The sequence below is a fragment of the Arthrobacter globiformis genome (assembly GCF_030817195.1).
Classification (GTDB): Bacteria; Actinomycetota; Actinomycetes; order Actinomycetales; family Micrococcaceae; genus Arthrobacter; species Arthrobacter globiformis_D.
This window is the reverse complement of sequence record NZ_JAUSYZ010000001.1, coordinates 1472534-1498084: the sequence shown is the minus strand read 5'-3', so window position 1 is coordinate 1498084 and position 25551 is coordinate 1472534. Positions and strand designations below refer to the sequence as shown.

At 59.8% G+C, this 25551-nt stretch carries 12 protein-coding genes and 2 pseudogenes; 2 read left to right on the top strand and 12 right to left on the bottom strand.

Annotated features, from left to right (window positions below; all coding sequences use genetic code 11):
- Positions 1-7 precede the first annotated feature (7 nt).
- Positions 8-1657: an Hsp70 family protein gene (locus QF036_RS06800; RefSeq protein ID WP_307100358.1), complete on the top strand. Its 1650-nt coding sequence runs from the start codon at positions 8-10 to the stop codon at positions 1655-1657.
- Here QF036_RS06800 and QF036_RS06795 read toward each other — a convergent pair.
- The 11 genes and pseudogenes from QF036_RS06795 to QF036_RS06745 all read right to left on the bottom strand — a co-directional run bounded on the left by QF036_RS06795 (position 1650) and on the right by QF036_RS06745 (position 21407).
- A complete protein-coding gene (locus QF036_RS06795; protein ID WP_307100357.1) occupies positions 1650-4550 on the bottom strand; it encodes a DEAD/DEAH box helicase in 2901 nt (966 codons plus the stop codon). The two genes, QF036_RS06800 and QF036_RS06795, sit on opposite strands and share 8 nt — an antisense overlap.
- Positions 4543-5007, bottom strand: coding sequence for a hypothetical protein (locus QF036_RS06790; RefSeq protein WP_307100355.1), 465 nt, complete (start codon positions 5005-5007; stop codon positions 4543-4545). The genes QF036_RS06795 and QF036_RS06790 overlap by 8 nt, the downstream gene beginning before the upstream one ends.
- Before the next feature lie 227 nt (positions 5008-5234).
- Positions 5235-5626 (bottom strand): annotated as a pseudogene (locus QF036_RS06785) (alcohol dehydrogenase catalytic domain-containing protein); the annotation flags it as partial.
- A pseudogene (locus tag QF036_RS06780) lies at positions 5626-6316 on the bottom strand (NAD(P)-binding domain-containing protein); the annotation flags it as partial. The pseudogenes QF036_RS06780 and QF036_RS06785, both read right to left, overlap by 1 nt.
- Positions 6317-6594: 278 nt before the next feature.
- Positions 6595-8940, bottom strand: coding sequence for a HelD family protein (locus QF036_RS06775; protein ID WP_307100353.1), 2346 nt, complete (start codon positions 8938-8940; stop codon positions 6595-6597).
- Positions 8941-9124: 184 nt separating this feature from the next.
- The gene (gene brxL, locus QF036_RS06770) at positions 9125-11173 is read right to left on the bottom strand and encodes a BREX system Lon protease-like protein BrxL (protein ID WP_307100351.1); all 2049 of its coding nucleotides are present in this window, start codon (positions 11171-11173) and stop codon (positions 9125-9127) included.
- Between the two features lie 3 nt (positions 11174-11176).
- Positions 11177-13462, bottom strand: a complete 2286-nt coding sequence (pglZ, locus tag QF036_RS06765; protein WP_307100349.1) for a BREX-1 system phosphatase PglZ type B — start codon at positions 13460-13462, stop codon at positions 11177-11179.
- Positions 13459-16638: an Eco57I restriction-modification methylase domain-containing protein gene (locus QF036_RS06760; protein WP_307100347.1), complete on the bottom strand. Its 3180-nt coding sequence runs from the start codon at positions 16636-16638 to the stop codon at positions 13459-13461. Before QF036_RS06760 ends, pglZ begins: the two co-directional genes overlap by 4 nt.
- An 11-nt stretch (positions 16639-16649) precedes the next feature.
- Positions 16650-20084 carry a BREX system P-loop protein BrxC gene (gene brxC, locus QF036_RS06755; protein ID WP_307105815.1) on the bottom strand — a complete coding sequence of 1145 codons (3435 nt, stop codon included), beginning with the start codon at positions 20082-20084 and terminating at the stop codon, positions 16650-16652.
- Positions 20084-20641, bottom strand: a complete 558-nt coding sequence (locus tag QF036_RS06750; protein WP_307100344.1) for a BREX protein BrxB domain-containing protein — start codon at positions 20639-20641, stop codon at positions 20084-20086. Before QF036_RS06750 ends, brxC begins: the two co-directional genes overlap by 1 nt.
- Complete coding sequence (locus QF036_RS06745) at positions 20634-21407, bottom strand: hypothetical protein (RefSeq protein WP_307100342.1); 774 nt, start codon at positions 21405-21407, stop codon at positions 20634-20636. The genes QF036_RS06750 and QF036_RS06745 overlap by 8 nt, the downstream gene beginning before the upstream one ends.
- Positions 21408-21682: 275 nt before the next feature.
- Here QF036_RS06745 and QF036_RS06740 point away from each other — a divergent pair, with 275 nt between their 5' ends.
- The gene (locus QF036_RS06740; RefSeq protein WP_307100340.1) at positions 21683-23782 is read left to right on the top strand and encodes a DUF262 and DUF1524 domain-containing protein; all 2100 of its coding nucleotides are present in this window, start codon (positions 21683-21685) and stop codon (positions 23780-23782) included.
- A gap of 1049 nt (positions 23783-24831) precedes the next feature.
- On the opposite strand, the gene QF036_RS06735 is transcribed toward QF036_RS06740, so the two are convergent.
- On the bottom strand, positions 24832-25497 hold the full coding sequence (locus tag QF036_RS06735) for an HNH endonuclease (protein ID WP_307100338.1): 666 nt from the start codon (positions 25495-25497) through the stop codon (positions 24832-24834).
- Between the last annotated feature and the right edge of the window lie 54 nt (positions 25498-25551).

The window sequence follows — 25551 nt, the reverse complement described above, 5'->3', positions numbered from 1 at the left end:
AGTTGGAGTGGCTCGAGAGCAGTTTCTGGGTGTCGACTTTGGCACGAGCACGACACTGATCGCGGAGAGCCTGCCGGCGGGCAGGCCGACAGTGGTCCCAATCGGTCACGCCGAATCGTGGATGCCCTCCGCTGCTGCGGTCAGCGGTGACGCCTTGGTGGTCGGCGAGGACGCCCTCACGCACAATCCCGCCGCTCTGATCACTTCGGTCAAGCGCTGCATCACCGGACGCGCGGTAGTCGCGCGAAGCGCCGACGGTTCCGTCGAACGCGACGCCGACGAGGTCATCGGCGCGGTACTACGCGAGATTGCGAACCGTGCCCGCGCTGATCGGCTCCCCATCTCCAACAAAGGAGTCACTCGACTCGGTTGCCCTGCAATGTGGGACGCGGATCAGCGTGAACGGTTGCTCGGCCTCGCCGAGACGGCGGGCTTCAGCGTCGGCCCCTCGACTCTGATTGATGAGCCGATAGCCGCTGGACTGAACTGGATCGGCCAGCGAACGCAACAGAGGGAGTACTTCGACGAAGAGCGCGTGCTCGTGTTCGACATGGGCGGAGGCACGCTCGACGTCGCCGTCCTTGACGTCACGACGGGCCCGCTCAGGGACCCGGAAATTTACGTCCTCGCCTCAGACGGCCTCAACGAGGCCGGTGACGTGCTCGACGCAGCGATCGTCGCTGACCTGGAGATCGTTCTCCGCGACCAAGGGATCGAGCTCGAGGCGTTGCCCGACGCTGATCTCGCGAGGGCTTATCTGATGCGCGCAGCAGCTGAGGCGAAGGTTGACCTCTCGACATACCAGGAGACGCAGGTGCATGTCGGCTATCAGGCCGGCAGCCTGCCCAGCCTGCACTACACCCGCGAGCAGCTGGAGGATGCCATGCGTCCGCAACTGGAACGCGCTTGGTCCCTTATCCTCTCGACCCTGCGCGGATCATACCTGACCCGCGCCGAAGGTGCGGTCACATCTGCCCTGCGCCAGATTTCGGAAGAGAGCCTCACCTCAAACGTCCATCACGTTCTCCTTGCCGGGGGCATGAGCCGCGCCTCCGCGGTGGAAAAGTTCCTTAGCAGAAAGCTACCCACCGCCAGGATCCACACCTTCCCCGGCACGAACGGTCCGCGCGAGGCGATCGTTGCGGGTCTTGCCGAGAACACTTCCTACGAGCAGGTGAATCTGCATCGCCCCGCCTTCGACTTCGTGCTCGAGTTCGCGGCGGGAGGCGGGGACCTGACCCGTGTGCCGCTCTACCGAGCACATACGAAGCTCTACGAATGGTGGCAAGCACTGAGTCGGGACCGGCTCAGGTACGAGTGGCCAGACGGTGCCACCGCGGTCAATCGGGATTCAGCTCGATCATTGCCAGCAACCGGCTACGGCCGCCTGGCTGTCTATGCGATGGACGGAACGCCGGTCGATCTGCGGCATAAGGAGACCGATGTGCCCGGATTGAAGGTTGCCTTCGGCTATGGTGGTGTCCGCTTCGACCTGTCCACGGAGGGGCGCGTCAACATCATCGATGGCCGCGGAACGAGTCAGTCATTCCGCGTCTCGCGCTGGCCTGTGCTCACAGGGGGTTTCGCCCGCCTTGCCCTTCCTGTCAAGGAACCGGACTGGAAGCCAATGGAACGCCGTGACTGGGACGTCAAGTAGCCGGACCGACGAGCTCAATCACTGCGACCGTCCTGCGGCTCATCGAGAAGGCCCGATGCTTCTCCAGCTCGGCCTCAAGCTGCTCGAGGTCTTGACCGAGGTTCCGGATGCGACCTTCTGCCATCCGGATGACTCGCGGATCGCGTTCTCGCTCCATAACGACGTCCAACGTGGCTTTCGCCTTATGGATCTTGACCTGAAGACTTTCCTTGCGCGCGTCGAGGCGGGCCCTTACCAACGCCTCGTTGTCCAGACGTCTGCGTGACTCCTCCTCACGGTGCCGAGCCCAGCTGACTTCCTTCAGCGATACCAGGAAGGGCTCCATTGGCGTTGGAGTGGCTCCAGTAGCTTCCTCCAGTGATCCGTTCGCCACGGCCTCCAGCAACTGAACGCCGATGTCTGGCGCAACGGCCCCGGTCTGGATATCGATCGCCGTTGACCACAGTTCCTTGGTCGGCCTCACTCCGGTCGACGCTACCAAGTCCACCGTGACGGCATAGCGAGTGCCGGACGGCAACGTTGCAAGCCTGCCTATGCCATAACGATGCAACCCGAGCCTGTCGTGTTCCAGTTGGTGCAGTGCCACGTCAACGATGGGATGTCGGAGAGATAGGAGTTCCACGTCTCGCGTGCTTGCCAGGTCGGCGTCGAAGGTCACTTCGATTGGTTCTCCGTTGCTGATACGGCCTTGGAACAGTATCGCTGACCGACGGTTCGCGCCTTGGGTGCCTCGAAAGCGATAGATGAGGTCGGAGAGCTCATTGCTTCCCCGTAGTAGCAGGATTCCGGGATGCTCCGACTTCTCGAGCTTGCCTCCAGTGGCTCGCAGAATGTGCTCAATTAGGGTGCGCACTTCTGTCGTTCCAACATACCGCCCGTCCGCTGGCCCTGATTCTGAAAGACCTTCCACTTGCATCTCGTCAATCGTGGACAGAGTGGCGCGCTCCTCATTCAATCGCCGAAGGTTCGCTGCCCTCGTCTCGATGGCCGTTGCGATTTCTTCCGCTCGCTGCCTTCGCTGGGAGTCGTTCAGTCGCGGATCAAGGATTTGGTTAGCCAGGTCACGGAAGTCGTCCCTGAGGATGGGCTCGAGGTCTCCAATGGAGTTCTGAAAGACGCCGATTCGGGTGTATAGGCGTTCCAAAATGTCGGACTCGATCGTCCCCGGCACATGCATGTTGAGGATAAGGACCTTCTCGTGCTTTTGGCCGAATCGGTCCAAACGACCGATTCGCTGCTCGACTCGCATGGGGTTCCAGGGCAGGTCGTAGTTCACCAGTACGTTGCAGAACTCGAAGTCTAGACCCTCTGATGCCACCTCGCTCGCAATGAGGAAGTCGAATTTCCCATCGCGAAAGGCATCGATGATGGGCTGGCGATCCACCATGTGGATACCGCCGTGGAGCTGCCGGACCCGAAAGTCTGAACTCAGGCGTTCTGCCAAGTACGCGATGGTCCCGCGAAAGGTGGAGAAGATCAGTGCCTGACGCAAGCCTTGTTCGCGCAAGTGCGTGAGCTGCTCCAGCAGGGCTTCAAACTTCGAGTCCTCGCCATGCCACTCGAAGGATGTCCGGTCCTCGCGCATGTCCGCCAGGTCCTCTTCGTCGTACTCCTCGTCGTAATCCTCCACTGAGCGCGCGAACTGGTCTGCGTTGGCAGAGAGTCGCGCCTGCATGGCCGGCAGGCAGCTCGCAACCTGTCGCAGCGGCATCTGCATGGCGAAGCCGGGTGGCGTTCCGTGCGCGCGAGCCCGGGACATGAAGTGGTCAACGACGCGGTCGTAGAAGCGCTTCTCATCCGGCGACCAGTTCACGAGTACCTGATGCGGTTCGCGCACTGCCTTGGCGTCAGGTACATCCACCTTCCGGGTCCTCGAGAGCACGCCACTCAAGGTGTTCAGCTCGGAAACGAGGCGTTTGACTTCGGCCCGGTGGCCAGCTTCCAGGGGTGCAGCGGTGTCAAGAAGCTCCTCTAGGCGCGCGTAGTCAGGGCGGCTCGAGACGGCGCGGCCGAAGGGCAGTGTCTTAATCGACCGCAGGTGGTGGCGCAGTGCTGAGCCGGAGGAGCCGTGAGAGATGCCGCGTTCGATCGCGTTGAGGTGTTGATTCGGCTCGAGCTGCATATGGAAGATTTGGGAGTCCTGGTACATGCCGTCGTCGAGCAGAGTCAGCAGGTTGTACAGGTCGTCAGAGCGCAGATTGATGGGGGTGGCCGACAGGAACAACAAGTGATCGGCCCAATCGGACAGCAACCCGCCTAGCAGGTTCGACCTCGTACCGGTATTGCGCAACACATGGGCCTCGTCGACGATGACCAGATCAAATCGCGGTCGGATCTGGGTCAGCTGCTCGAGCACGTCGCTCGCACTGCGGAGGGACTCCACCGAGATGATCGCGTGGAGTTCCGCGTCTCGACCGGCGAGGAGATCTTCGGCGAAGTCAGCCAGCTTGCGAGGCTTAATGACCTCGAGGTCACGGTCGAAACGCCGGCTCATCTCCATGCGCCATTTGTGAGTCAAGGAGGAAGGCGTGACCACAAGCGTGCGACGAAGCGGTGACCTCTGCTCCAGCTCGCTCCACACCAGTCCCGCCTCGATCGTCTTTCCGAGACCCACCTCGTCCGCCAGAAGTAGCCGCCCGGTGGGAGAGTTGAGGATCTTGAGAGCAGGGATGAACTGGTAGGCACGAAAGACGGTTTTTGTCGCCCGGTAGGAGTACAGGGTGTTCGAGAGCGGCTCGCGCAACTTCGTCCACGTCAGAGTCATTGCGATCTCTCGTGCCGAAGCGGGTGCCGAGGTTACCCAGAAGGCTGGATCGCGTGGGTCTCCATCCACCTTCTGGAGGGACTCTGGCGCCACGTGCTGAAGCTCCCCGTCGACACTCACTTCAATCACGTAGCCAGCGCGCCATGCGAGTAACCCGCCGCACCCGACCAATGCGATCACACCCGAGCACTTTCACGACATCCTCGGGCGCAAACGAACTAGTGCCGATGAAGGGCAGACCGTCCTCCCACTGCTCAACCAGATCTTCTCGAGCCTCCCCAAGGTGACGCATCCCTCCGTCCGTAGTGAATCGATGGCGGGCGGTTGCAGCTGGCCTTTCTTGGCCCTCTCCACGGATGACGAGGGCCTCCCATCGACCCTTGCGGTGGACCCCGTACACACCGTTGAAGAGATTGCCGCCGGAATATCCGGGCGGAAGCTGACGGATGTCGGCGTCGAGCGCCTCCAACTCTTCGAGGTCCAACCCCGTTAGTTCACCTCGAACGAGGACCCGCTCGGCTCCGATCTCTTTCAGCCAAGCAAGCCCAGATTGCATCCCCTGATAGACCAGGTCATCCATTGACATCAGACGCGGACCTCCCTCGTAGGGATCTGCCCCGAATTTGCTTGACGCTCGGGGAATTAATGGTGATCGGGCCGCTTCTGCGGCTGCCTAGATCATCTCAGACTCAACGGGGTGAGAATCTTGAGGAGATCGATGTCGTGGTGTGATCGGCAATTTCCATACAGCCATCTTCCCCTGCAGACCACTGAGAACAATCTTCGACACTCTCTTGTCTATAGGAACATCTCCACCGTGTGGTGCGCCACGGACAGCGGCTCGATCAGCGCCGCCTCGTCCAGCGGAATGTCCCCAATGGGGTGCACCCACCGCGCGTCCACCACCATCTTCTCACTCAGCCCTCCCCCGCCGCCGGAGAGCCCAATGAAGCCCATCTGCCGGCACAGGTGTAGCTGCCCGCCTGGCACATGTCGCAGACGGCGTGCACAAAATAGGGTTCGACGACGACGTTGTCCCCCTTCGCCAGGCCCGTCACCCCTTCCCCGACCTCGGAGACAGCCCCGGAGAATTCGTGCCCCAGGGTCACCGGGGATTCCTCGTGCGAGAGCGGGTGCGGGTGCCCCGGGGCAGGGACGAAGATGGGCCCCTCCAGGTACTCGTGCCGGTCGCTGCCGCAGATCCGTCTGAGCCATATCCCCAGCACTTGCCCACCCGGTCCGCGATTTCGGGCGAGACCAGGTCCGCCAGCCAGCCGTTCATCGGCCCGTACCCGCTGGCGTGGACGATCAGGTCGGCCTCCAGCTCGGTGCCGTCGTCCATCACCACGGCGTTGCCGGTGATCTTGGCGACCTGCCCCGACTTCAGCTTCACTGGGCCGTCGATGATCAGCTCGGAGGCGCCGACGTTGATGGAGTAGCCGGAGCCGCGCCGCAGGTACTTTAGGAACAGGCCGGAGCCGTCCACGCCGAAGTCCAGGTCGAACCCGGCGGCCTCCAACTGGGAGTAGAACTCCGCGTCCTGCCTCGCCAACTCCTGGTGCACCGGCACCTGCGCCTCCGTCAGGATCCGGTACGTCAGGGACGCGAACAGCAGGTCGGCCTTCTCCGTGGCGACGCCGTTCGCGAGCGCCTTCTCCGAGTACAGGTCCCCCAGCGCCAGATCCATCAGCGACTCACTCCAGGCGATGTGGGTGGAGGAGCGCTGCACCATGGTGACATCGACGCCGTGCTCCCACAGGTCGGCGCAGATATCGTGTGCGGAGTTGTTGGAGCCGATCACGACGGCCTTCTTCCGGTCCAGTCCCCGCCCTTCCGGTCCAGTCCCCGCCACCGGGGTGCTGCGAGGAGTGCCGCTCCTCCCCCAGGAAGGACTCCCTTGCTCAGCCGGTCCGATGTTTTGGCGGTGCAGCTGCTGCGGGACCAGCTGGACCTGGCCGTCGGGGGGGTCTTGCCGTCCAGCCGGGAAGCAGGGCTGCTGACCCGCTGGCTGTTCACCGATATGGGAGCTGCCGATTGTGAGGCAGTCAAAGCCCTGGGACGGCTGGTGGGACGCGGGATGCGCGGTACTTCGCGTTCCGGGCTTGGACCGCTGGTTGAGCCTGTCGAAACCTCCGTGGTTGAGCCCATGGAAGTCCCTCTGCTGGGACCCAGTTTAGGGCCCGATGAGGCCGGCTTTCTCTGTTAGAAGCTGCAATACTCGCCGCTGAACGGTTGGTCCCGCCGTTTGTTGAAGTTCAGCAAAAATTTCATCAGCCGTCAGCTGTGCGTAGGCTTCATCCCTCTGGCGAAGCACGGCCACACCGTTGGTGGCCGCCGAAATGACCGTGTGAGGCGGTTCCGCATGATACTCAACTTCAGGCGTCAGTCTATCGTCCTTCGTGTTATCACTGACTACCTCGTCTTCCGGGGTGCCCTCTGAGATGAGATCGCGATCGGCTTCCGGCAGGGTTTCGATATCGGTCTCAGAAGATAGGGATGGCACAAACTCAGCAAGGACGTCGGGCACTTTTCCTTCTGGTATGACGACGTCCAAATAATGCACGGTTCGAGTCAAAGCGACGTAGAGCAGTCGGGCTCCTTGAGTCTCATTCAGGATCCGCAGCGGATCAACTACGACAACTGCATCAAATTCCAATCCCTTGGAATCTTCCGGCGTAACAAGGTTGATGCCTTGAGAAAGGCCGCCGTCGGCGGATTCACTCCATCTTGTTCCTCGGCCGTGAAATGACTTCTGTAGGGCGGGCCAAAGTTGTTTGTTGGCGATAACGCCGACGAATAGACCCTTGGCGCTGTGTTCTTGTACGGCATCCACGACAGAATCACTAAGAGTTCCCGGTGCCGAAAGAATCCACCTCGGCAACTCAGGGACATCACGCAGAATCCGGGGAGCAGGGATGTCTGGAGCAGCGACTGAAAGAACCTTCGTGGCTACGTCAAAGACCTGTCGCGGCACTCGATATCCCATTTCGAGAATTTCTAAGTTTGCCGGAAGGTCGGATTCAAGTTCCTTGAGTACCTGGCTCCAGTTCTGTCGCGCATAGGCCGAAGTAGACTGAGCAATATCGCCGACTATAGTCATGGATCCTGAACGGGAGCGGCGTCGAATCGCTTTCAGCTGCATTACAGAAAGATCTTGCGCCTCGTCCACAACGATATGTCCGTAGCTAGATGTCACGCCCTGGATGGCATGCATGGCTTGATCAAGTACGGCCAGATCTGCAGACGTCCAAAGTTCCTCACCGATCCTAGCCTGGGCGGGCCGATACAGCGCCTCGGCCTGTGAGTTATTGGCCCCCGCCGCTTTCAGACGCTCCTTTGAGCCATAAAGCTCTCTGACGAACTGGTGTGGCGACAACTGCGGCCACACCTTCTCAATTTCTGCTTCTATCGACGCAGGATCGTACAAGTTCTCCGGATCCACAGACCCAAGATATGAAGATGAGCTATGGGCAACTTGCAAAAGGGCTGAACGCAGTTGAGCCCGGCGTTCGCTGAAAGTTCCAGAACGCAATGCTTTGAGTGCGCTCTCAATATCAGAGCTGTCCACCGAGGAGGTCATTGCTGAATTACGCAGCCGGAACTTCAATCCCGCCAGAGGTACTCTGATTCGCTGATTGAGAGCCCTCGCTACAATGCCCGCCATAGTAAGCGACCCCTTCAGCCGGGCGGTCCGAGCGTCGTCAGAGCCCCTTACGACCGTAGATCCTGCTAGCAGCTGGTCTAGGGATTGCTGAACCACGTTCTCGTCACCCAAGTCCGGAAGAACGCGTTGAATGTATTTGGTGAAGGTAGGGTTTGGGCCGACTACCAAGACATCTTGCGGCGCAAGCTCAGATTGGAAGTTGAATAAAAGCCAGGACACGCGATGGAGCGCTACCGCCGTCTTGCCGGTGCCAGGGCCACCCTGAATTACGAGTAGCTGATCCTTATCAGCCCGCACCAGCTTGCTTTGTGCAGCTTCAATGGTGCGCACGATGTCTTGCATGTGGGTGCCGCGCTGGCGGCTCAGCTCGTCCAGCAACGGATCCGTTGACGAAGAAAACTGTTCTAGCTGCTCCAAGTCCTCCGATAGCTGCCGAAAGAGTATGTCTTGGAACGACTCGATGCGGTTCTTTGGAGCATGATAGACGCGTTTACGCGCTACGCCTTGGGGATCGTCGATGGACGCAAGGTTGTAGAGCTCCGCCGCCGGGGACTGCCATTGGTAAACCAAAATGTCGCCGTCCGCGTTTCTGATGGCAACTTTACCGATATAACGAGTTTCAGCGTCGTCAAGATCGATACGGCCAAAGGCAACTGCTTCGTCGGCACCAAGACGTTGCCGACGCTGAGCCGCTGCAGAGAGGGCCCTACGTTCAAAGGCGGTGCTACCAGAGGAAAGGGGCCCACTGGAAGCAATCGCCTGATCCAGTGCTTCTTTGGCTTGGTCGAAGTACTCCTGCTCGACAACCTTTTCGGCTTCGAAAGTCGGCCTAAGATCTTGCAGCTCCGCCGTCAAGAGTTCCCCCTACTGAATGGTTCTATACGCATTTTGCACAATCCTAGTGTGCCGCCCTGACAATCCCAGAAAGTCCCCCGCCTGTTTTCTCAAAGCTGTGAAAGCGGACAAATAGTGCAGTCAGGAGGGGCGTCGGCCACCCCTCCGGGCTTCAACTTTCGACTCGCGCGGTGGTCTGCCGTCCTCAATCGGCCAGTGCTTTGAGCAAGGCGTCCTTGCCATCAGAGTAAAAGAGAAACGAAATTTTAGTCGCCACGTCATCGCTGACGTCGAAGAGCTGTTTCCTGGCGGAAACGGGTAGCAACAAAGTTTCCGCTCCCTTTTCCATGGCCAGCTCGGCCAACGCAACCGCATTCGGGACAGCTTCCACGCCTCCGCCGAGTGTCAGGTTGCCCACTGCGATGAGGCCTCCCCTAATGTTTTTCTGCAATAGCGAACTGCACAAGGACAGCAGGGTTGGCAAGCCGAGCGCCGCGCCGGATTTGGCGCTGTCCATGGCTCGTACTTGTATGGAAAACTCGTGCTCCCGTGGCGCTTTGTCCCCGACCAGCTCACGCGCGTGTCCAATCAGATTTTGCTCGGCCACTTGGACGCTCTCACGAAGTGCAGGGGGCGTCGGACGGTTCACGATCTTTACGCCAGTTCCCGGGGCTTCGGTGACGTCAACCCGGTATAGACCCGGATACTCGTCTGGACCGCCCGGGCTCACAGCCCAGATCTGTCCTGGCGGCAACGGGTCCAAGCCGATCGTGTCGGGGCTTTGTAGTTCCGGAGTCGAGACGAATTGTTCGACAGCGTCTTCGCCAAGGCGGTAACTGAAGTGCGTGTTGCGGAATTCGGCTGCGCCGATACGGCGCTGCTGTTCTTTGACGCGTCGCCGGCACTCTAGTGCAAGTTTTACTGCCCATTCCAAATCAGCGTCCGGGATATCTGCGTCGGGGCCCGGATAGAGGAGCTTGAGCAGTCCGTCCGTCGTCTTGTTGACTGCAGTCAGATCGCGCCCACTCAGTGCGTCTCCATAAAGAACCCGCCCCTGGACGTTGGCCAATCGGCTCTGGGCTCTCAGTCGTGTCCAGCACTCCGACAGGAAGTCACTTACCAGCCCGAAATGCGACGTGAAGTATGAAGGATCGAGCTTTGGGACGTCCCAACCAGGTAGGAAAGCGTGGATGCGGTCCATAAAGGCGGTATCATTTCGCATCTCGGGCGGCAGCGGAGAGAGTAGGTGTCCGACGCGCTGCTGGTGCTGGACATCAACGTCAAAATTGCCTACCAGGACAATGCAGCCGTCGGCGCGGATACTTTCGCGGCCCCGGCTGAATTCCCCCGACTCCATGTAGCCCTTCATGATATTTACGCCGTCCTTCTGATCGAAGGAAACGCCGGATACCTCATCGAAGCAAACCACGTCATGTTGCGCTACGAGTCCACGCTGACCTGTGGCGTTATTCACGAACATCCGTGCCACAGTCGCCTTCCCACCCGAGATGAGGTGGGCATAGGGAGAAACCTGTTGGAATAGGTGTGACTTGCCCGTACCTCGCGGACCTAGCTCCACCATGTTGTGATTCCGGACAACGAACGGAACCATCCGCAGTAGAAGCACATCTTGCTGGCGCTCAGTCAATCGGCCGGGTTCAAAACCTACGCTTCGCAGCAGCATGTGCTTCCACTGTTCGGTGGTGAAACTGTCACGCTTTTCCGCTAGATCATCCAATGCAGACCGCGTGGAAAGTTGGATCGGACGCAAGCTCGCCACGCCGAATGGACGCCCAGAGCTTTCGCCGGCGATTGCGGCGTCGTATTCCAAGTCAATTTCAGCATAGAAGCCGCCGGTAAGCATGCGCTCATTCGCGGCGACCAGCGTGTCCTCGATCCGGACATCACTCAACTGGAGACTGGGCAGCGTGGCCAGATAGACATTCGCCTTGGAATCCAGCCTGGCTTGGATGAGATCAATGATCTTTATGGTGCCCTGTTCACGAGCCCGTGATTTGAACAACTCTTCTTCGCCAGCGCGTACCGTCCGGTCTCGCAGCAACCGCTCGACGACTTCCAACCCTTCCTGGATCTCGACCGGGTCTGTTGTTGCGCAGAAACGTCCTAGGAGGAACTCCCCAACGTAAGTTGGAACTGGATAGGCTCCCTTGAAGTTCTGTGCCAGGTCTTTGCGTACGACAAAGCCCTCATATGCATCCGCCGTGATCCGGTCCAGTTCGTCGAGCTCGGCCACCGGCTACTCCCCGACTCTTGTCGATACCTGGGCCAATATCTCCCCTTGTTCGGACAACAGGACGACAAAAACCATGCTGCCCTCGATGGAGTCATCAGGCACCAGCACGCGATCCTCACCCGAACCAGAAATTACCTTGGCTGTCGTCACGGACGACGACGAGTCCCCCGGGCTTCTTCTCACGTCCAGAACCGCACCAATAGGAGCATCAACGTAGTCAACCCGGCATCTAAGGCCCAGCCACTTAATTCCCTCGATTCGTGCGGGAGACTTTGCTGCAGTCCGGCTGACAATGATGTGCGGCGTGATACTTTCCTGAGGGCTCACGCCCCCGTGTTCATAGATGCAGCCGGCCTGGAAGGCCGCTATTCCATGCGGAATGGCTATCCGAACACCGGAATCCCAAGTCCAGGGAAAAGTTGGCTGGTCCACGGCCCCGGCCCCGTCCGACAACCGCGCGCAACGAGATTTGCGCACGACTGTCAGATGCTGCGGGAGTTCCATCTTGGGGAGTTGGCCCGGCATGAGCAACCATCCGTGATCCGTCACGATGTGCACCCGTCCCCATCCCCCGTCCAGCAGCTGACGGACCCTGCTGGCGATGTCAGCTACTTCTTGGGGTATGCGGTCCACCAGTTTAAGTTCAAGCTTGTGTCCGGTCGCGTCCAAGTCTCCGGTTTCCGTCCAGCCGAAGCCTTGCGGGTTTCCAAGCTCATCACGCCCCAAGACCTGCACAGCCGCTTGGCCTAACAAGGATCGCAAGACTCCCGCGTCCACCGGGCGTCCGTCAGCGCTCGGTGCCAGCTCGTTCCCTCCAGTCAGCCCTTGGTCAAAAGGGGCAACGGCAGGTTTACCCGAGCTTGTCATGGTGGGGAAAGCAGCGAATCTGGTGCGAATGTCGGCGTTTGCGCCGCGCTCAGCAAGGGCGCGCCGCACGGACTCAGCAACGTCGTAACGAAGGCCGTCGACGAAAACGACACAGTCGCCCTTCTCGAGATCCAGCCCGACGTCGGCCAACTGACCGTGCTGCGTCACGGCATGCTGGAACTTTCGAGCGACCTCGTCAAGCCATGGCAGGTAGATTGCCCTAAGAGCATCTCCCACGGCACCTCGGGAATACTGGTCTGTGACTGAAGCCAAGGCGGCCACCGCGGCCGCATCCACCTGCCATCCCTCATCCGCATACCAACTCGCATATCCCGCGGGGTTGTCTGCGTTCGGATGGCTCCGGGTCTTACCGGCCACAATGCTTAGATGCTGGAGCGCAACGGCCAGCGGGGCAGCCCCGAGTACCGCCCACACAGTCAGCCTTCGCTTGGCGTGCTCTCGCTCGAGTGCCAAGACCCGTGACCGTGCCTCTGCCGGCGTACCCCCGCCCGTCGCAACGAGTGCGGCCTCGACCTCCCGTTCAGCCTCCTCATTGTCCTGCGGCCACGAGTCGGGGAGATCGGAAAAGAGTCGGTCAGAAGGTTTCGCCCTGCGTAGTTGGTCCGGTATCTTTGGGTAGCTGTGAGGAGCCTCAGCGAACCTGTCCCAGGCCTTCTTCCATGGACCTTGCCTCTGCCCCAGCTTCGCTGCAATGGTCAGTGCGCCCACAGCACCCGGATCCACGCCGAATGTTGACTTGGATCGGGACACAAATGCTGCCCACTCGTTGCCGCTCAGCGCCAACTTTGTGGCCTCGGGCTCGTTAAGCCAGGAAAGCAATGCCTTCGTCTCGTCGGCCACCAACAGTGAGGAGAAGAACGACGCGTCCAAGCGACCGACGTTGCGGAGATCGTCAACTGCCGAGTCGCTGAGTTCGGATAGCACCAAGGCGAGGTTTTTTGTGGTCTCGTCGTCCCTCGCAACATCAAGTTTGAGACCGTCGGGGCTTCGGAGAAAAGCACCTGGAGTCCAGGGCGATTGATTCGACTGGAGCCACCAGGCAGAGCGGAACTGCAGTTCTGCCAACGGTCGAAGAGCGGCTGAACTGCTTTCAACCGCCCGGAGGTCGCCACGGGAAACACCTGGAAGATAAACCACGAGGGGCACCTCCGAGGACTGATTAGAATTGGCCAGCAGTAAGCGAATCCAGATTGCTGGTCCGGTGGACTTGGATTCGTCGAAGTCGCCCAGCGCTGCAATACGGAGAATTCCACCAAGTTTCGTAACGATCGGTTCCCAATGACGCTCCGGGTCCGGCCATAGGACCGCTACAGGGCCGGTTTTATCGTCGCTGTTGTACCGGCCTGCATCCAGGAGCGAAGTTGCGATGGCGTCCAAAACGGACTTACCGGACACGGTCATGAGTTGTGGGTCCTTTGTGCATCGTTCTTCTGGACCGTTGTGTAGTGGAGGTCGTTGTGGCGTTCGGTACCGTCGGGATTCGTGCCACGGTCCTTTTTCCAGTGAATCGTGAACCTCGAACGCAGCACACCGGCCTCAACGAACGGGCGGATGTTCAACCGCACCCCGTCATCCAGATCCGGTTCCCAGCCGATCGGCTGCTCCGCCACTGCCTTCCACCGCACATAGATGTCATATGGGGGCTCACCCGCAAGGATCAGCTTCAACTTCTCCTGCAGAGTGGTCGCCGCAGCCAACCGGGCTTCGGCCCCCGCCGCGCCGGCTGCAGCGTCGGCCTTCTGCCTGTCAATCCACCAACCAAGGGTCCGGTACGTCAGCTTCTCCAGCGTCGCCCGGTCCAGCTTGTGGTAATTCACCAGTGCGGAGAACCCGTCCCGGCGCCCATCCCAGACATGCCAGATAAACGGGCGGTTCGAAAAGACCTTGCAGTGATCCTTGAAGAACACATCGGCCAGCCAACCGGCCAGATCCCCAGACTTCCCGCCTGCCTCAACCAACAGCTCATCCAGACGCGCGTTGGACCACTGACCCCCGTACGAGGCCGCCAGCACGGAACGTACCCGCTCCGCCGCCGGCTGTTCACCTGACACGGCCGGCAGACACACAATGCCGTCCCCATCCACCAGCGGATCGACGACGTCCGGTTCCTGATCAGGCCACGAAAACCCCAGCAGCCTCGCCACCGCAACCTGCAACGGCTGCCGGGCACCGGCAGGAACCCCCTTGAACAACCACTGCGTCGCATCATCCGAAAACGGCTCCGGCAAACCCTCCGGAAACTCCTCCTCCGCCACACCCCGCCAATAATCCACATCAAACGGCACCTTAACCAAGCTCCCGCTTGCGACAGCAAGAGCCGCATCTACACGTTGAACTTCAGTGCGGAACTCATGACTGGAAGTAAAACACCACACCGCAGCTAGGTTCGTTAAGTCCTCCACCGTCACCGCACCGGCTTTGTCGATGACAGGCTCACCGCGGGTCAGAGTCGCCCTCAACTCACCCATCCGCGCGACGGCAATCCCCGGCCGTCCCCACGCAGACGTTCCTTGGAGGCGCGCGAACGTCCCCCGCACCGGCGCCGACAGCTTGTCATCCCATGACAGAACCATTTCCCGTCCAGAGAAAAGGCTGGTAATGCTTGGCGGAATAATTACTGGACGCCATCCACGATTGCTTACTTCCCAGTGGTATCGGAGGTGCAAAGCGTTATCGCCCGTAATGAGGCCCTGATGGCTCCTAGCCCGGGAAGCAAGAAGCGGCATACTATCTCCGCTGGGAATCAAGATCCTGGCATCCGGATTTTGTGCCATGTCGAGCACACTCACTCGGGAAAATGGACGAACCTGCAAGCTAGACCGTTTGGAGCTAGGTCCGCTCTGATCAGAGTGATCAGCCAGTGTAAAAGTATCGGAGCAGTCGTTGGACAATATTGCTAAGAGAACAGTGACTATTTCGCCCCCAATTGCCTCAAATGCTCTAGCACCAAGCGTCGATATATGACGAATTCCCCGTTGTTTCAATAGAGATTCACGAAACCGTGAATACCCTCCCAGATAGGTCCAATGTTGCGGCGTCACGGCGACGCTCCATTGTCCTAGCTGTCGAAACCGCTGGAGAAAGGCCACCGCTATGTCAGCGCGGCCCTCCGGATAGCTGTTCCCCAAGAAATTATTGAGGAGCGGCGCTTGTTTTCCTCGTCCGAGGTAGGGCGGGTTGGTGGCGATGAGGGTGTATTTGCGGGAGAGGTAGTCTGCGGCGCGGGCGATCCCGGCGGCGGCCTCACCGAACACCTCAGCCGCAGGGTCGCCGCTGGAAGCAGCCTCCGAGGTCAGTGCCCGGTCCAGCAGCGGCGCGATGTCTGCCCAGTCCACGGATTCCAGCCCGGCCTGCTCCGAAGCCCGCACCGGATCAATCAGTGAACCCAGGGTGTCCGCGTCCGCGAACAACGTGTGCAGCCGGGTCAGGGCAGCCTCGAGCTGGTAATCGCCCTCGGCGAGCTTCGTCCAGTCCGCCAGCGGCGCCTTTGCCGGGATCCCAGAACACGCCACCTGCGGCACCGGAAGCTTCCGGAAACCGCCCTGCTTCCATGCCTCCAGCGCCAACGCAAACATCGCAATCTGCGTACAGCGCGGATCCAGCTCCAGACCAAACAGATTCTCAGCCAGCACCGCATCCTGCGCCGCCGCCGGAGACAGACCCTCTTCCTCCGCCCGCATCCGCCACAACATCCCGAACGCCCCGACCAAAAAATGCCCGGACCCGCAGCACGGATCCATCACGGTCACCTCCGCAACCGTCTCCGGCCAGCCCTCAAACGTCCCCGCCGCGGGAGTGCCGTCCTCCGCGAACCTCAGGAACTCAAACCCAGACAGAAGAGACGACTCCGGATGCCGGCCCGCCCACCACGCACCCAGCGAGTTCTCTAACAGGAACCGCACCATGTAATCCTCGGTGAACAGCTGCGTCACCGGCGACAGATCCGCACCGCCGATCTTGCGGCCCGAGTCGTTCACCGCTTCCTTGGCCTTGGACTGCCAGAACTGGTACACCCACCCCAGCGAATCCTCCGCCGTAAACACCTCCGCCGGCAGGCCCGTCACAGCCCGCTCCAACGCCAGCAAATCCTCCCGCGCCAGCCCCACCTTCACCGCAGGATCGGACGGCTTGAAAATCCCCGGCAGAATCTCCGCCGCGAAACGCGCCGCCACCGACCAACCATCAGGCTCACCCAGCCCCTCGGCCAGCTCCTGGCAATCTTCCAAAGAAACCGGAACACCGTACTCCGGGTGCCGCAACAAAGCGTTAATCTCCAGGAACCGCGCAAATAGGAACCGATGCCACTGCTCATACGCAACTTCACCCACCAGCAACGGCGACGCCACCCACACATCCCCAGGATCACCGGAAAGCTCCAAACGATCCCCCAGCTGACGAGCCCGCGCCCGCAAACCATTCCGAAGCGCCCGCTCCTCCAAACTCAAATGCCCCGGCGCATCACGCAACCCCACACCCAAACGCGTCAACGCAGCAGCAGCACCACCCTCAGCCACCACACGCCCATCAACCACCGCACGCTCAAGCAACTTCCGCAAAACACCCGACAACACCGACATGTACTTACTCCCTAGACGATGAGCGACTTGTGCTGCTGGAGCTCAGTCAGCATCTGTTTGCGAAGGTGTTCAATGTATGTCTCGACCTCAACTTCAGACTTGAGCGTCGCACTCGGCGGGGTAATCTTGAATGCGGTGGGTTCAACTAACCTGGCGGCAGCCTGGCGCAATCGGCCCAGCTGGGCGTCAACTGCATCTATGCGGTCATTCCACGAGCTCAGGGGGCGGGTTTCCACAGCGGCCAATACCTGATCTGCTGTGCCGAGCGCAGGCGTTTCCACCGTCGCCATTTCGTACTTCGACAACAGTTCTTCCTGTTGGCCACCGCTGAGGACAGCCCAGCTTTCATCCTCCGCAATGTGCGTTCGTGCCGTGGCTACCGCCTGGTTATAACGGGACAATTGGGCGTTCAGTGCATTGCGCAGCATATCGGCCGCAGCGAGAATGATGGGCCTGACGGGATCAGGTGACTGGAGCAGCTGCCGGTTGTCCTGAACTGAACGCAACTCGCGCGCAATGTGATCGCCGCTATCAGGCAGATGGGTTACCAGACGCTGGGCTTTGGAGAAGTCAGCTAACCTGTCCTGCTTGAGCGTTGCCGCGGCCCGCCATTCCGCCACCGCGGTCCGAATCGCTTCACGGTGGTCGTGCACCGCTGAAATCAATTCATTTCCCTTGAGACCCTTCAACGGGTCCAGAAACGACGTCGACGGCGGCGCCGGCAGCGGTGCAGTACCGCCTGCCGCACCCGCAAGGTCGCTAAGCCGTTGTAGGAGCAGCGCACACGCGGCCGCCTCTTCGTTCTTCTCCACGGGAATTCCGGATTCGATGAGCACCTGCTGTACGGCGAGCCGTGTGCTGAGCGGGACGGCTTTCGTTTCGCGGCGGAAAGTCAGTTTACCGATGGCATTCGGCTTTAGCTGTCGCGCGGAGACCGGGAGACCGTTTTCCTCAGCGTTTAGCTCGGTAGCCAGTACGAGGGCCGCGAGGCCCGCATGTACTGCGTCACGCGGCCAGCCGTACTCTGGAGATTCAAACTTTTTCCGGAGTTCGTTTCCGGATGTCCCCGCGGGCCCGACAGCGGAAAGTATTGCTTTGCAGACTGGGTGCGACGCAGTTGACCCCTTGTGATTAACCGCCTCTAAACAGTTTTCGTTGCCTTCCACCGCCCGCGCCCATACGGTTGCCCAGCCTGTATGGTCACCTTCCCGGAACTTGGGGTAAAGACGGTCAATGGACCTGTCCACGGCCGTTGTCAGAGCCTTACTTAGGTCCGATTCTGCAATTCGGTTACCTCCTGACTGCGCCACGGTCGACTGACGAAGGACATCGGAAACGTGCCCGGCCACCTTCTGCCGAGCCATCTCCCGGGTGGATTCCATGGCCTTGCGGGCGGATACACCCTCGTCCGTATTCGGACGCGGCCTGGTTGCCAACGTTTCCTCCGCCGCTGCCAAGTCCGCCAAGGCACCGACCATGGCGTCGGCGTCGACCTTGGGCAGGTAAACAAAAATAAGAGGCGAGTCCGTGCTTCCTGAGCTGGCCAGGTCAATGAATTGTTTTTCTGCTAGATCCCAACCTGTGCGGACCCAGACCCAAATGCTGAGGTCAACCTTCGGCTCTACGTCGCTGAAACTTATTTCAACGGTTCGTGGGGTCTTACTGAGTCCATGTTGCCGTGACCGGGGGACAACTCGCGTCATTGCGTCTCGGAAGGCACTGTCGCGCGCGTGGGCGACCCGGGTCGTGTCACTCAGGAAAGAAGCCCTGCGGTTGCGGAAGTCCTTAGCCCATTCCTGCCCTGCCTGTGTCTGCAGGAAGTACTCCTCGTCAACTTTGAGGAGCTTGGATTCAGCGTGAAGCTGCTCGAGTACCTTTGGAACTTGGGCACGTAAACCAGGTCCGGAACCGGACAGATCATCCACCAGGAGATCGGCGATGTGCTGCTCAGTGGCCCGCACACCTGTGTCTGCAAAGCCTTCCCGGGAGAGCTGCGAAATCAGGAATACAAGAGCCAGGACACGGCTCCGGAGCTCTCCTTCGGGCCCCTGCGAACGCTCCCCCTTGATGAGCTGTTCGATCTCCCGAAGCAGTACGCCGGTCTGGAGCATGTCAGCAGACTTCTCATCGTAAATGAAGTCCGCAGGCACAACGGTGCCGACCGGAGAGTCCGCCACAACCCTGTTCGCTTCGTGAACAACACGCAACTGGGACCTAAGCTGACCTGCCTTGCCCGCCTTGTCAACCGAACGGAGGACGTGCTCCCAGAAACGACGACGAGACGGCAGCAGGGGATAGTCAGGCACAAGGTACTTTTCGTCAGAAGCCGATGGCGCAATAACCGCACCGCCCAGCTGCCTGTCAATTTCACCTGCCTGATTCTCGAGGACCAGTTGCAGCGCGGACACTTTTTCAGGTCGCTTCCGCAGAACGACCTCCCGAATAACGGCGTCGACGTCGGTGTCAGAGAGCTGTACTTGAATGGCGAAGCGGTCGATCAGCTTTTGAAGGACGGCAGTAGTCTGGAGGGCGGCCTGTCCCGTGGCAACGATCATGAGGAGGCCGTCGAAACTGCTTGAGCAGGCCTCAACAAGCAACTGGACCTGCTGGGCACGGTCTGGGTCCTCGTTTATGAACTGCTGCATTTCGTCAAGGACGACGAGGGCACACGGCAGCTTGCCGACTGTGTCCGACACCTGGCGAAGCACATGTTCTACGATCTTGATGGTCTCCGACAGGGATATGTCTTCCGGCTGCGGAAACTGGTTGTGGATCTGTTCCCGGGCCATATCCGGACCGGCTGCCCATCCGGGCTTCGCGGCCAGGATCGCCTCACCCAGCTCAGAGACGTACATGTTCTCGAGAACCATTTCCCAGTCGAGTCCTCGGCTGGCAATGTCTGCCTGGACGGCTTCAAAAAGCCCTTCATCCTGCAGCCACATCACACAGCGGGCCGGGGCAAGGTCCGTCGGAAGACCTGCCGCTCCCAAAACGATCGACAAAAACCCGAGACGCACAGAACCGGCTCCAGCACCCAGTGTGCCCGCCGCCGACCAGAGGCCCCCGTTTCGGTTTCCAAGAGTGCTGAGCTCGCGCAAAACGTCAGTTACCGGTTGAGGAGTTCGAACCAGCCCCCGCGCTGTCGAACCATCTGCAAGCTCCAGGTCTCGCCAAAGGTACTCCAGAACCCTTACGAGATGTGACTTTCCACTGCCATAGAACCCGCTGACCCAGGCTGCAGGTTGTGAAGATCCTGCCTGCCCGACGTATGAGGACAGGATGCGGTCCAGGCCCTGCGCGTACGCGCCCTCGCAGACGAAGCTCTTCAGCTCGTACTCCAGAACCGCCCAGCCGGCGTCGTCCGTGGGTTCCCCAACCTTTGCCACCCCGAGGTTAGGGATGCTCTTTTTGGTGGGGTCCTCGACGAAAATTTCTTTGTTCAGCATCACGACATGTCCTCTGTTGCAGTGATTGGTGTGGCAAGGTAATTCCAGCCATCCCGGGCTTCGAGTAATCGGTAGTTGGAGCCGTCCCGTTCACCGGGGAAAAAGACAACCAGACGCCCCGCCACCTCTGGGGCGAGGTCTTCAATGAACTTGCTGACTTTTGTGAAGGGGAACAAAGACCCCACGCCTAGGACGGCGACCACCGTCTCGCTGTCATTGGTGGTGCCGGTCAATGATGTACGCACCTGGGCAACGAGGTCTCTTTCGAAGTCCCGGAGCGCTGCCGCCGAAAGTCTGTCAGGGTTTTTGAAGTAGGTCTCCCGATAGGGATTCCGACCGATCCAGTCTCCGAAACTGTTGGTCACATCCGCCACGGACCATGCCTTGTGGGCCTTGGCGGTAGCAACGGCAAACGCCGCGATCCGTGCCCGTAAGCGACGCTCGTCACTCGGGGGGTAAACGACCATCCAGACTCGCTGAGCCGGCGCGAGGTTCCGTGACCACGGCAGAGCCACGAATCTTTCATATGCACCAACAAGGGCGTCGATGTCACTCATTGGTCAGATCCTCCATCGGTCTCAAAAGGTGCCGGAAACCGATTTCGACAATCCCGCCCCCGGAGCGTAGCTCAATATACCCACGCTGGCCGGCAACTCCTGCAATGGCCTCAATTTCGCGCGCCCCAGCGTCGAAAAAAGCTGTCCACTGTGTGTCGTAGAGTGACTGCCCTCTGGCTCCCTGCAGATGGCCAAGGAGGAGGGCGAACGCCAGAGCAGCGGGGCGGGGTTCAACAGTTTGACGAGTTTTCTTTGCCCGGCCGCGCAGATGCCCGGTTTGTGTCCATGACGACGCGGTGTTTCGACCGATTTTGGCCGCTGTCGCTTCGTTGTATGCGTGGGGGAACGCGGCTTCTACGAATCCTGTGAGCATCCCAGCAGTCGCTTCCGCTCCCTCACTCAGCGCGAGGAGTCCCGCAGCGGACGCCCGGAAGACGCTGTCCCGTGCCATGGCTGACAAGCCGGCGAGGAGCGGCTGCGACTGCTCATCTTCATCCCACAAATCGCGCATCGCTCGGAACATCACTCGGTTGGGATCGAGAAGGTACAGTTCGCGCAAGTATCGAAACGTCCGCCGACGCCCCTCCGTAGTAGCCCGCCCGAGAACGTTGTGTTCAACGGCTGCAGTTTCGTAGTCGGCCAAACCAGAGGCCTTGGGCACTGCAGAGAGGAGTGACGTGAGGTGCCCGACAGCAAGCGTGTGGCTGGTGTTCGTGCCACCGGGCACATGGCCGCTGACGATATCGCGGTCATCGAACGGCCCCAATGACGATCTCCTACTCACGAACAACTCTGACTTCAAACTCTAGCGGCAGCTGCATCGCTGGACGAATCAACCCGCCGGAAGCGACGGGGCTTATAGGGCTTGCAGGCCATGGCGTTTATTTAGTCCGGCAGAAAGCGGGCGGGCGCGAGCCGTCAAAGCATATGCCCGACCGTTGCGACTAGTCGCAGGCACAGCCACCCATACTTGCTCTGACCTTAAGGCCCGACCTTCTTCCCGGACGATAAGGTGGTGACAATCCAATATGAAGGAGAGCTGTGAAGGCCGTTGACTCGCATCTACTTACGCTGCTGAAAGCGAGCAGTCAGTTCATAGTGCCGATCTACCAGCGCCTTTACTCTTGGCACGAAGCGGAGTGCGCGCAGCTGTGGGCAGACATCCTGCGCGCGGGATCGACTGCGGCACTTGGGTCACATTTCACGGGGTCGATCGTCTACGTCGCAAAGGATCAAGCCACTAACACCTCTGCTGAACCCGATCTGATCATCGATGGCCAGCAGCGGGTCACCACTGTAACCCTGATCCTCGCAGCGCTGGTTGAGCGGCTGGAGACACTACCGGACGGTCAGCGGGAGCCCTGGGACGGTTTCTCTCCGCGAAAGATCCGTAATCGCTACCTACTCAATGATGATGAAGAAGGTGAACGTCAGTTCAAGCTGATCTTGTCCCAGAGCGACAGGCCGGCGTTGATCGCGATCCTACAGGGAGCCGAGCCGGCCAACGACACGGACACCCGCGTCATCGAGAACTATTCCTACTTCCGGCGGAAGCTTGATGATCCGAAGCTCGATTTGTCCCTCGTCTGCCGCGGCCTCGACAAACTCGTCGTCGTCGATGTAAAGCTGGAGCGCGGGGTGGACAACCCCCAGCTCGTCTTTGAAGCCATGAACTCGACCGGCAAGAAGCTGTCCCAAGCCGATCTGATTCGCAACTACGTCCTCATGGACCTGCCACCCAAACAGCAGGAGAAAGTCTACTCGGCCTATTGGCGTCCGATGGAGCTCGAGTTTATGGGTGCTGAGGAGAGTCAGTTCGATGAATTCGTCCGCCATTACCTGACCAATAAGACCGGCGAGATACCTCGCTTGGACGGCATCTATGACGCATTCAAGGATCACGCGACAGCTTTCACAAGCGCGGACGAAACAATCGAGTCTCTCGTTATCGAGCTGCGTCAGTACGCGCGCCGCTACTGCGCAATGGCGTTGGGCAAGGAGACGGATCCGACCTTGTGGCGGGCCTTTAAGGACCTGGACCAGATCAAGGCTGATGTCGTCTACCCCTTCCTGCTCGATGTCTACACCGACTACGAGCTCGGAACTTTGACTTGCGACGGCGTGCTCCAGATCGTTGATTTAGTTACCTCGTACATCTTCCGCCGCGCGGTTTGCCGCATCCCGACCAACTCGCTGAACAAGACCTTTGCTGGCTTCAGTTCAGCTGTGCGCAAGGATCGGTATCTCGAGAGCGTTAAGGCAAACTTTCTCGGTTTCAAGAGCTACCGCAGATTTCCGACTGACGCCGAGTTCGTTTCCGGCCTCAAGGCCAGTGATCTGTACAACTTTCGCCGGCGCTCTTACTTTTTTCGCATGCTGGAGAACTACGGCCGCAAGGAGCGCGTGACGATCGAGGATTACACGATCGAGCACATAATGCCGCAGAACGAGAACCTGTCGGCTGAATGGCAATTGTCTCTTGGGGAAGACTGGCAGGACGTGCAATCGACGTACCTGCACACGCTCGGAAACCTCACGCTCACGGGCTACAACTCGGAGTACTCCGATCACGCGTTCGCAAAGAAGCGCGACATGGAGGGAGGGTTCAAAGACAGCCCACTCCGGCTCAACAAGGGGTTAGGGCAACTCGAATTTTGGAACGCCAGCGAGATCCAAAAACGCGCCGCGCGGCTGGCAGACGATGCGCTCAAGATCTGGTCCCTGCCGGAACTGCCAGCTCAAACGATTACGGAGTTACAAAAAAGACGGGCAGAGTCGGATTTCTCCATTGAAGACCACCCACATCTGCTCAAGCAGCCGCGACGAGCCCTGTTTGAGAACTTTAGTGCGGAAGTTGTGGCCCTGGACCCAGGCGTCACTCAGCAATTCTTGAAGCAATACGTCGCTTTTAAGGCTGAGACTAACTTCGTCGACGTGGTTCCGCAGAAGGCTCGGCTGAGGTTGAGCCTTAACATCCCACTGGAGGCACTCCGCGACGAGCGGGGCCTTGCCTGGGACGTCAGCGACAAGGGGCACTGGGGCAATGGCCCAACCGAGGTCAGCCTGAACGAGGAGACCGACCTCGGCTACATCATCGGCTTGGTCCGCCAGGCTTTCGAGTACCAGATGGGTGGAGAGTAGGCAGGGGCTGGACGCACTTGGGCGCCTTTACGAGGAGTTCGTGACGCGGCTGCACCTCCACAGTCACTCTTCGGAGGTACCGGAATAGGCCGGCGGGCTACCCTAATCTTTCAAAGGCGCCCCCCAAGGACCCGCTGCTGTGGCCACTCCTCGCCTACATGCGGATACTTCTCGAGCCTGGGGACCTCTTTGAGCATGTCATAGTGGACGAGGCGCAGGACCTTAGCCTCTTCGAGTGGTGCCTTCTAGAGGAAATGAATGTCGGCACCTGGACCCTAGTCGGCGACATGCAGCAGCGTCATTCCTAGCAGGTGAAGTCTTGGTCAGACATCACTGCCCGCATCTCCGCCACGCGACGGGATGAACGTGTGATCAATGACGGCTACCGCACTTCTCAGGCCATCGCTGACTTCGCAGCGGCACTACTTCCAAAATCCGCTGGCCTCCGAAGGGTTTCTCCCCTCGGTCGAGGCATCCCACCAAGGATTATCAATGCCGCCGCAATCCGGCGAACCGTCGAGTCCATCGCCTTGGAACATTGCCAGAGGCTGGCTACGGACCACTCCGACGGGACGGTGCCAGTCATTACTCCTCATATCGACAAGGTGCTGCAGGAAGCACGTATTTCGGGATGGTCGGCAGAAGATAGATGGACCTGGGCGGACAAGCATCTTCACAGATGCTCTTTCCTCACCCCTGAAGAGGCCCGCGGCCTTGAATTCGACGCAGTCGGCGTCGTCGAGCCGGCTGCTTTCCGCGCCAACTCTGGGTCCGATGGAAGGCTGTACACGTCACTGACAAGGGCAAACTTGGAGCTGGTAGTAGTCCACAGTCGTCCGCTGCCCGCAGCTCTGGCGCGGGAAGCCTAGCGAATAACGCTGGAGAGCCCCTTCGCCCGTTGAGAGTGCTGGCTCGAACGGTAGGTGGACTTGAGGTCCTGCTGACCGGTGGATTCCAGCACTGTAGGTCGGATTTTTCTCTTAGGTGCGCTGCAGCCCGCAGCCAAGCTGTCGGAGGAAATTCGTGGCACTCGAGCGGCTTGGAGGGTCTTACGCCTCTCTAAATCGCGCGTAGGCTGTTTCCAAAAGCAATAGGCTGGGACGCTCTGCGCGCTTCGACGGAACACTCATCAACGGCTGTCGATGCCTATCCTGAAGCCCGTGTTTGAGCATTGGTCCGTCAACCTCCGCTAGGATGTCCGTCCTAATCTCTACTACGAGGTCGGGCCGAATGCCAAGTATATTAGCGTCAAAGGCGGCATGGTGAATTTTGCACATGGCCATGCCATTTACAACAGTCGGTACACCGTCTTCGTGAGTGTCAGGGATTATGTGAGCAGCATCCAGTAGCACTTTATGCCTGAGGTTGCAGATGGCACACCGCGTTCCATAAGCGTTGATCACCGTGGAGCGGAAAAGTCGCTGGTGCAGACGGGTTCGAGCAATCCGCGTCCCATAGCGTTTGAGGACGTCCACTTCCAGTGGTGAGTCGAGATTGACGTCGCTATCAAGGAATGCCCGCTGGGGGTCAATGTCAACGACGAATTGCTGCTTGTCAGTCTCCTCTGCAATGAGAAAGACCGGGAAGACTGGCTGATATAGGCCAGGCCCGATCCCGAAGAACCAAATCAGGGGCAATCCCTCCCCCATGGCTCGGCGAAGCGCCCGATTGTCAGCCGCATCGATATCATCGCCCTGCCATTTGTAGCGCAGCATACCGTCCGAACCGACTTCGTCCTCATACGGCCTTTCCTGGCCGGGGCGCCGAAA

What these genes read in the sequence shown, in the direction of transcription:
- QF036_RS06790 (WP_307100355.1), bottom strand. Translation starts at nt 5,007, where the DNA reads ATGTCAATGGATGACCTGGTCTATCAGGGGATGCAATCTGGGCTTGCT.
- pglZ (WP_307100349.1), bottom strand. Translation starts at nt 13,462, where the DNA reads ATGACCGTGTCCGGTAAGTCCGTTTTGGACGCCATCGCAACTTCGCTC.
- QF036_RS06760 (WP_307100347.1), bottom strand. Translation starts at nt 16,638, where the DNA reads ATGTCGGTGTTGTCGGGTGTTTTGCGGAAGTTGCTTGAGCGTGCGGTG.
- brxC (WP_307105815.1), bottom strand. Translation starts at nt 20,084, where the DNA reads ATGCTGAACAAAGAAATTTTCGTCGAGGACCCCACCAAAAAGAGCATC.
- QF036_RS06750 (WP_307100344.1), bottom strand. Translation starts at nt 20,641, where the DNA reads ATGAGTGACATCGACGCCCTTGTTGGTGCATATGAAAGATTCGTGGCT.
- QF036_RS06735 (WP_307100338.1), bottom strand. Translation starts at nt 25,497, where the DNA reads ATGCTGCGCTACAAATGGCAGGGCGATGATATCGATGCGGCTGACAAT.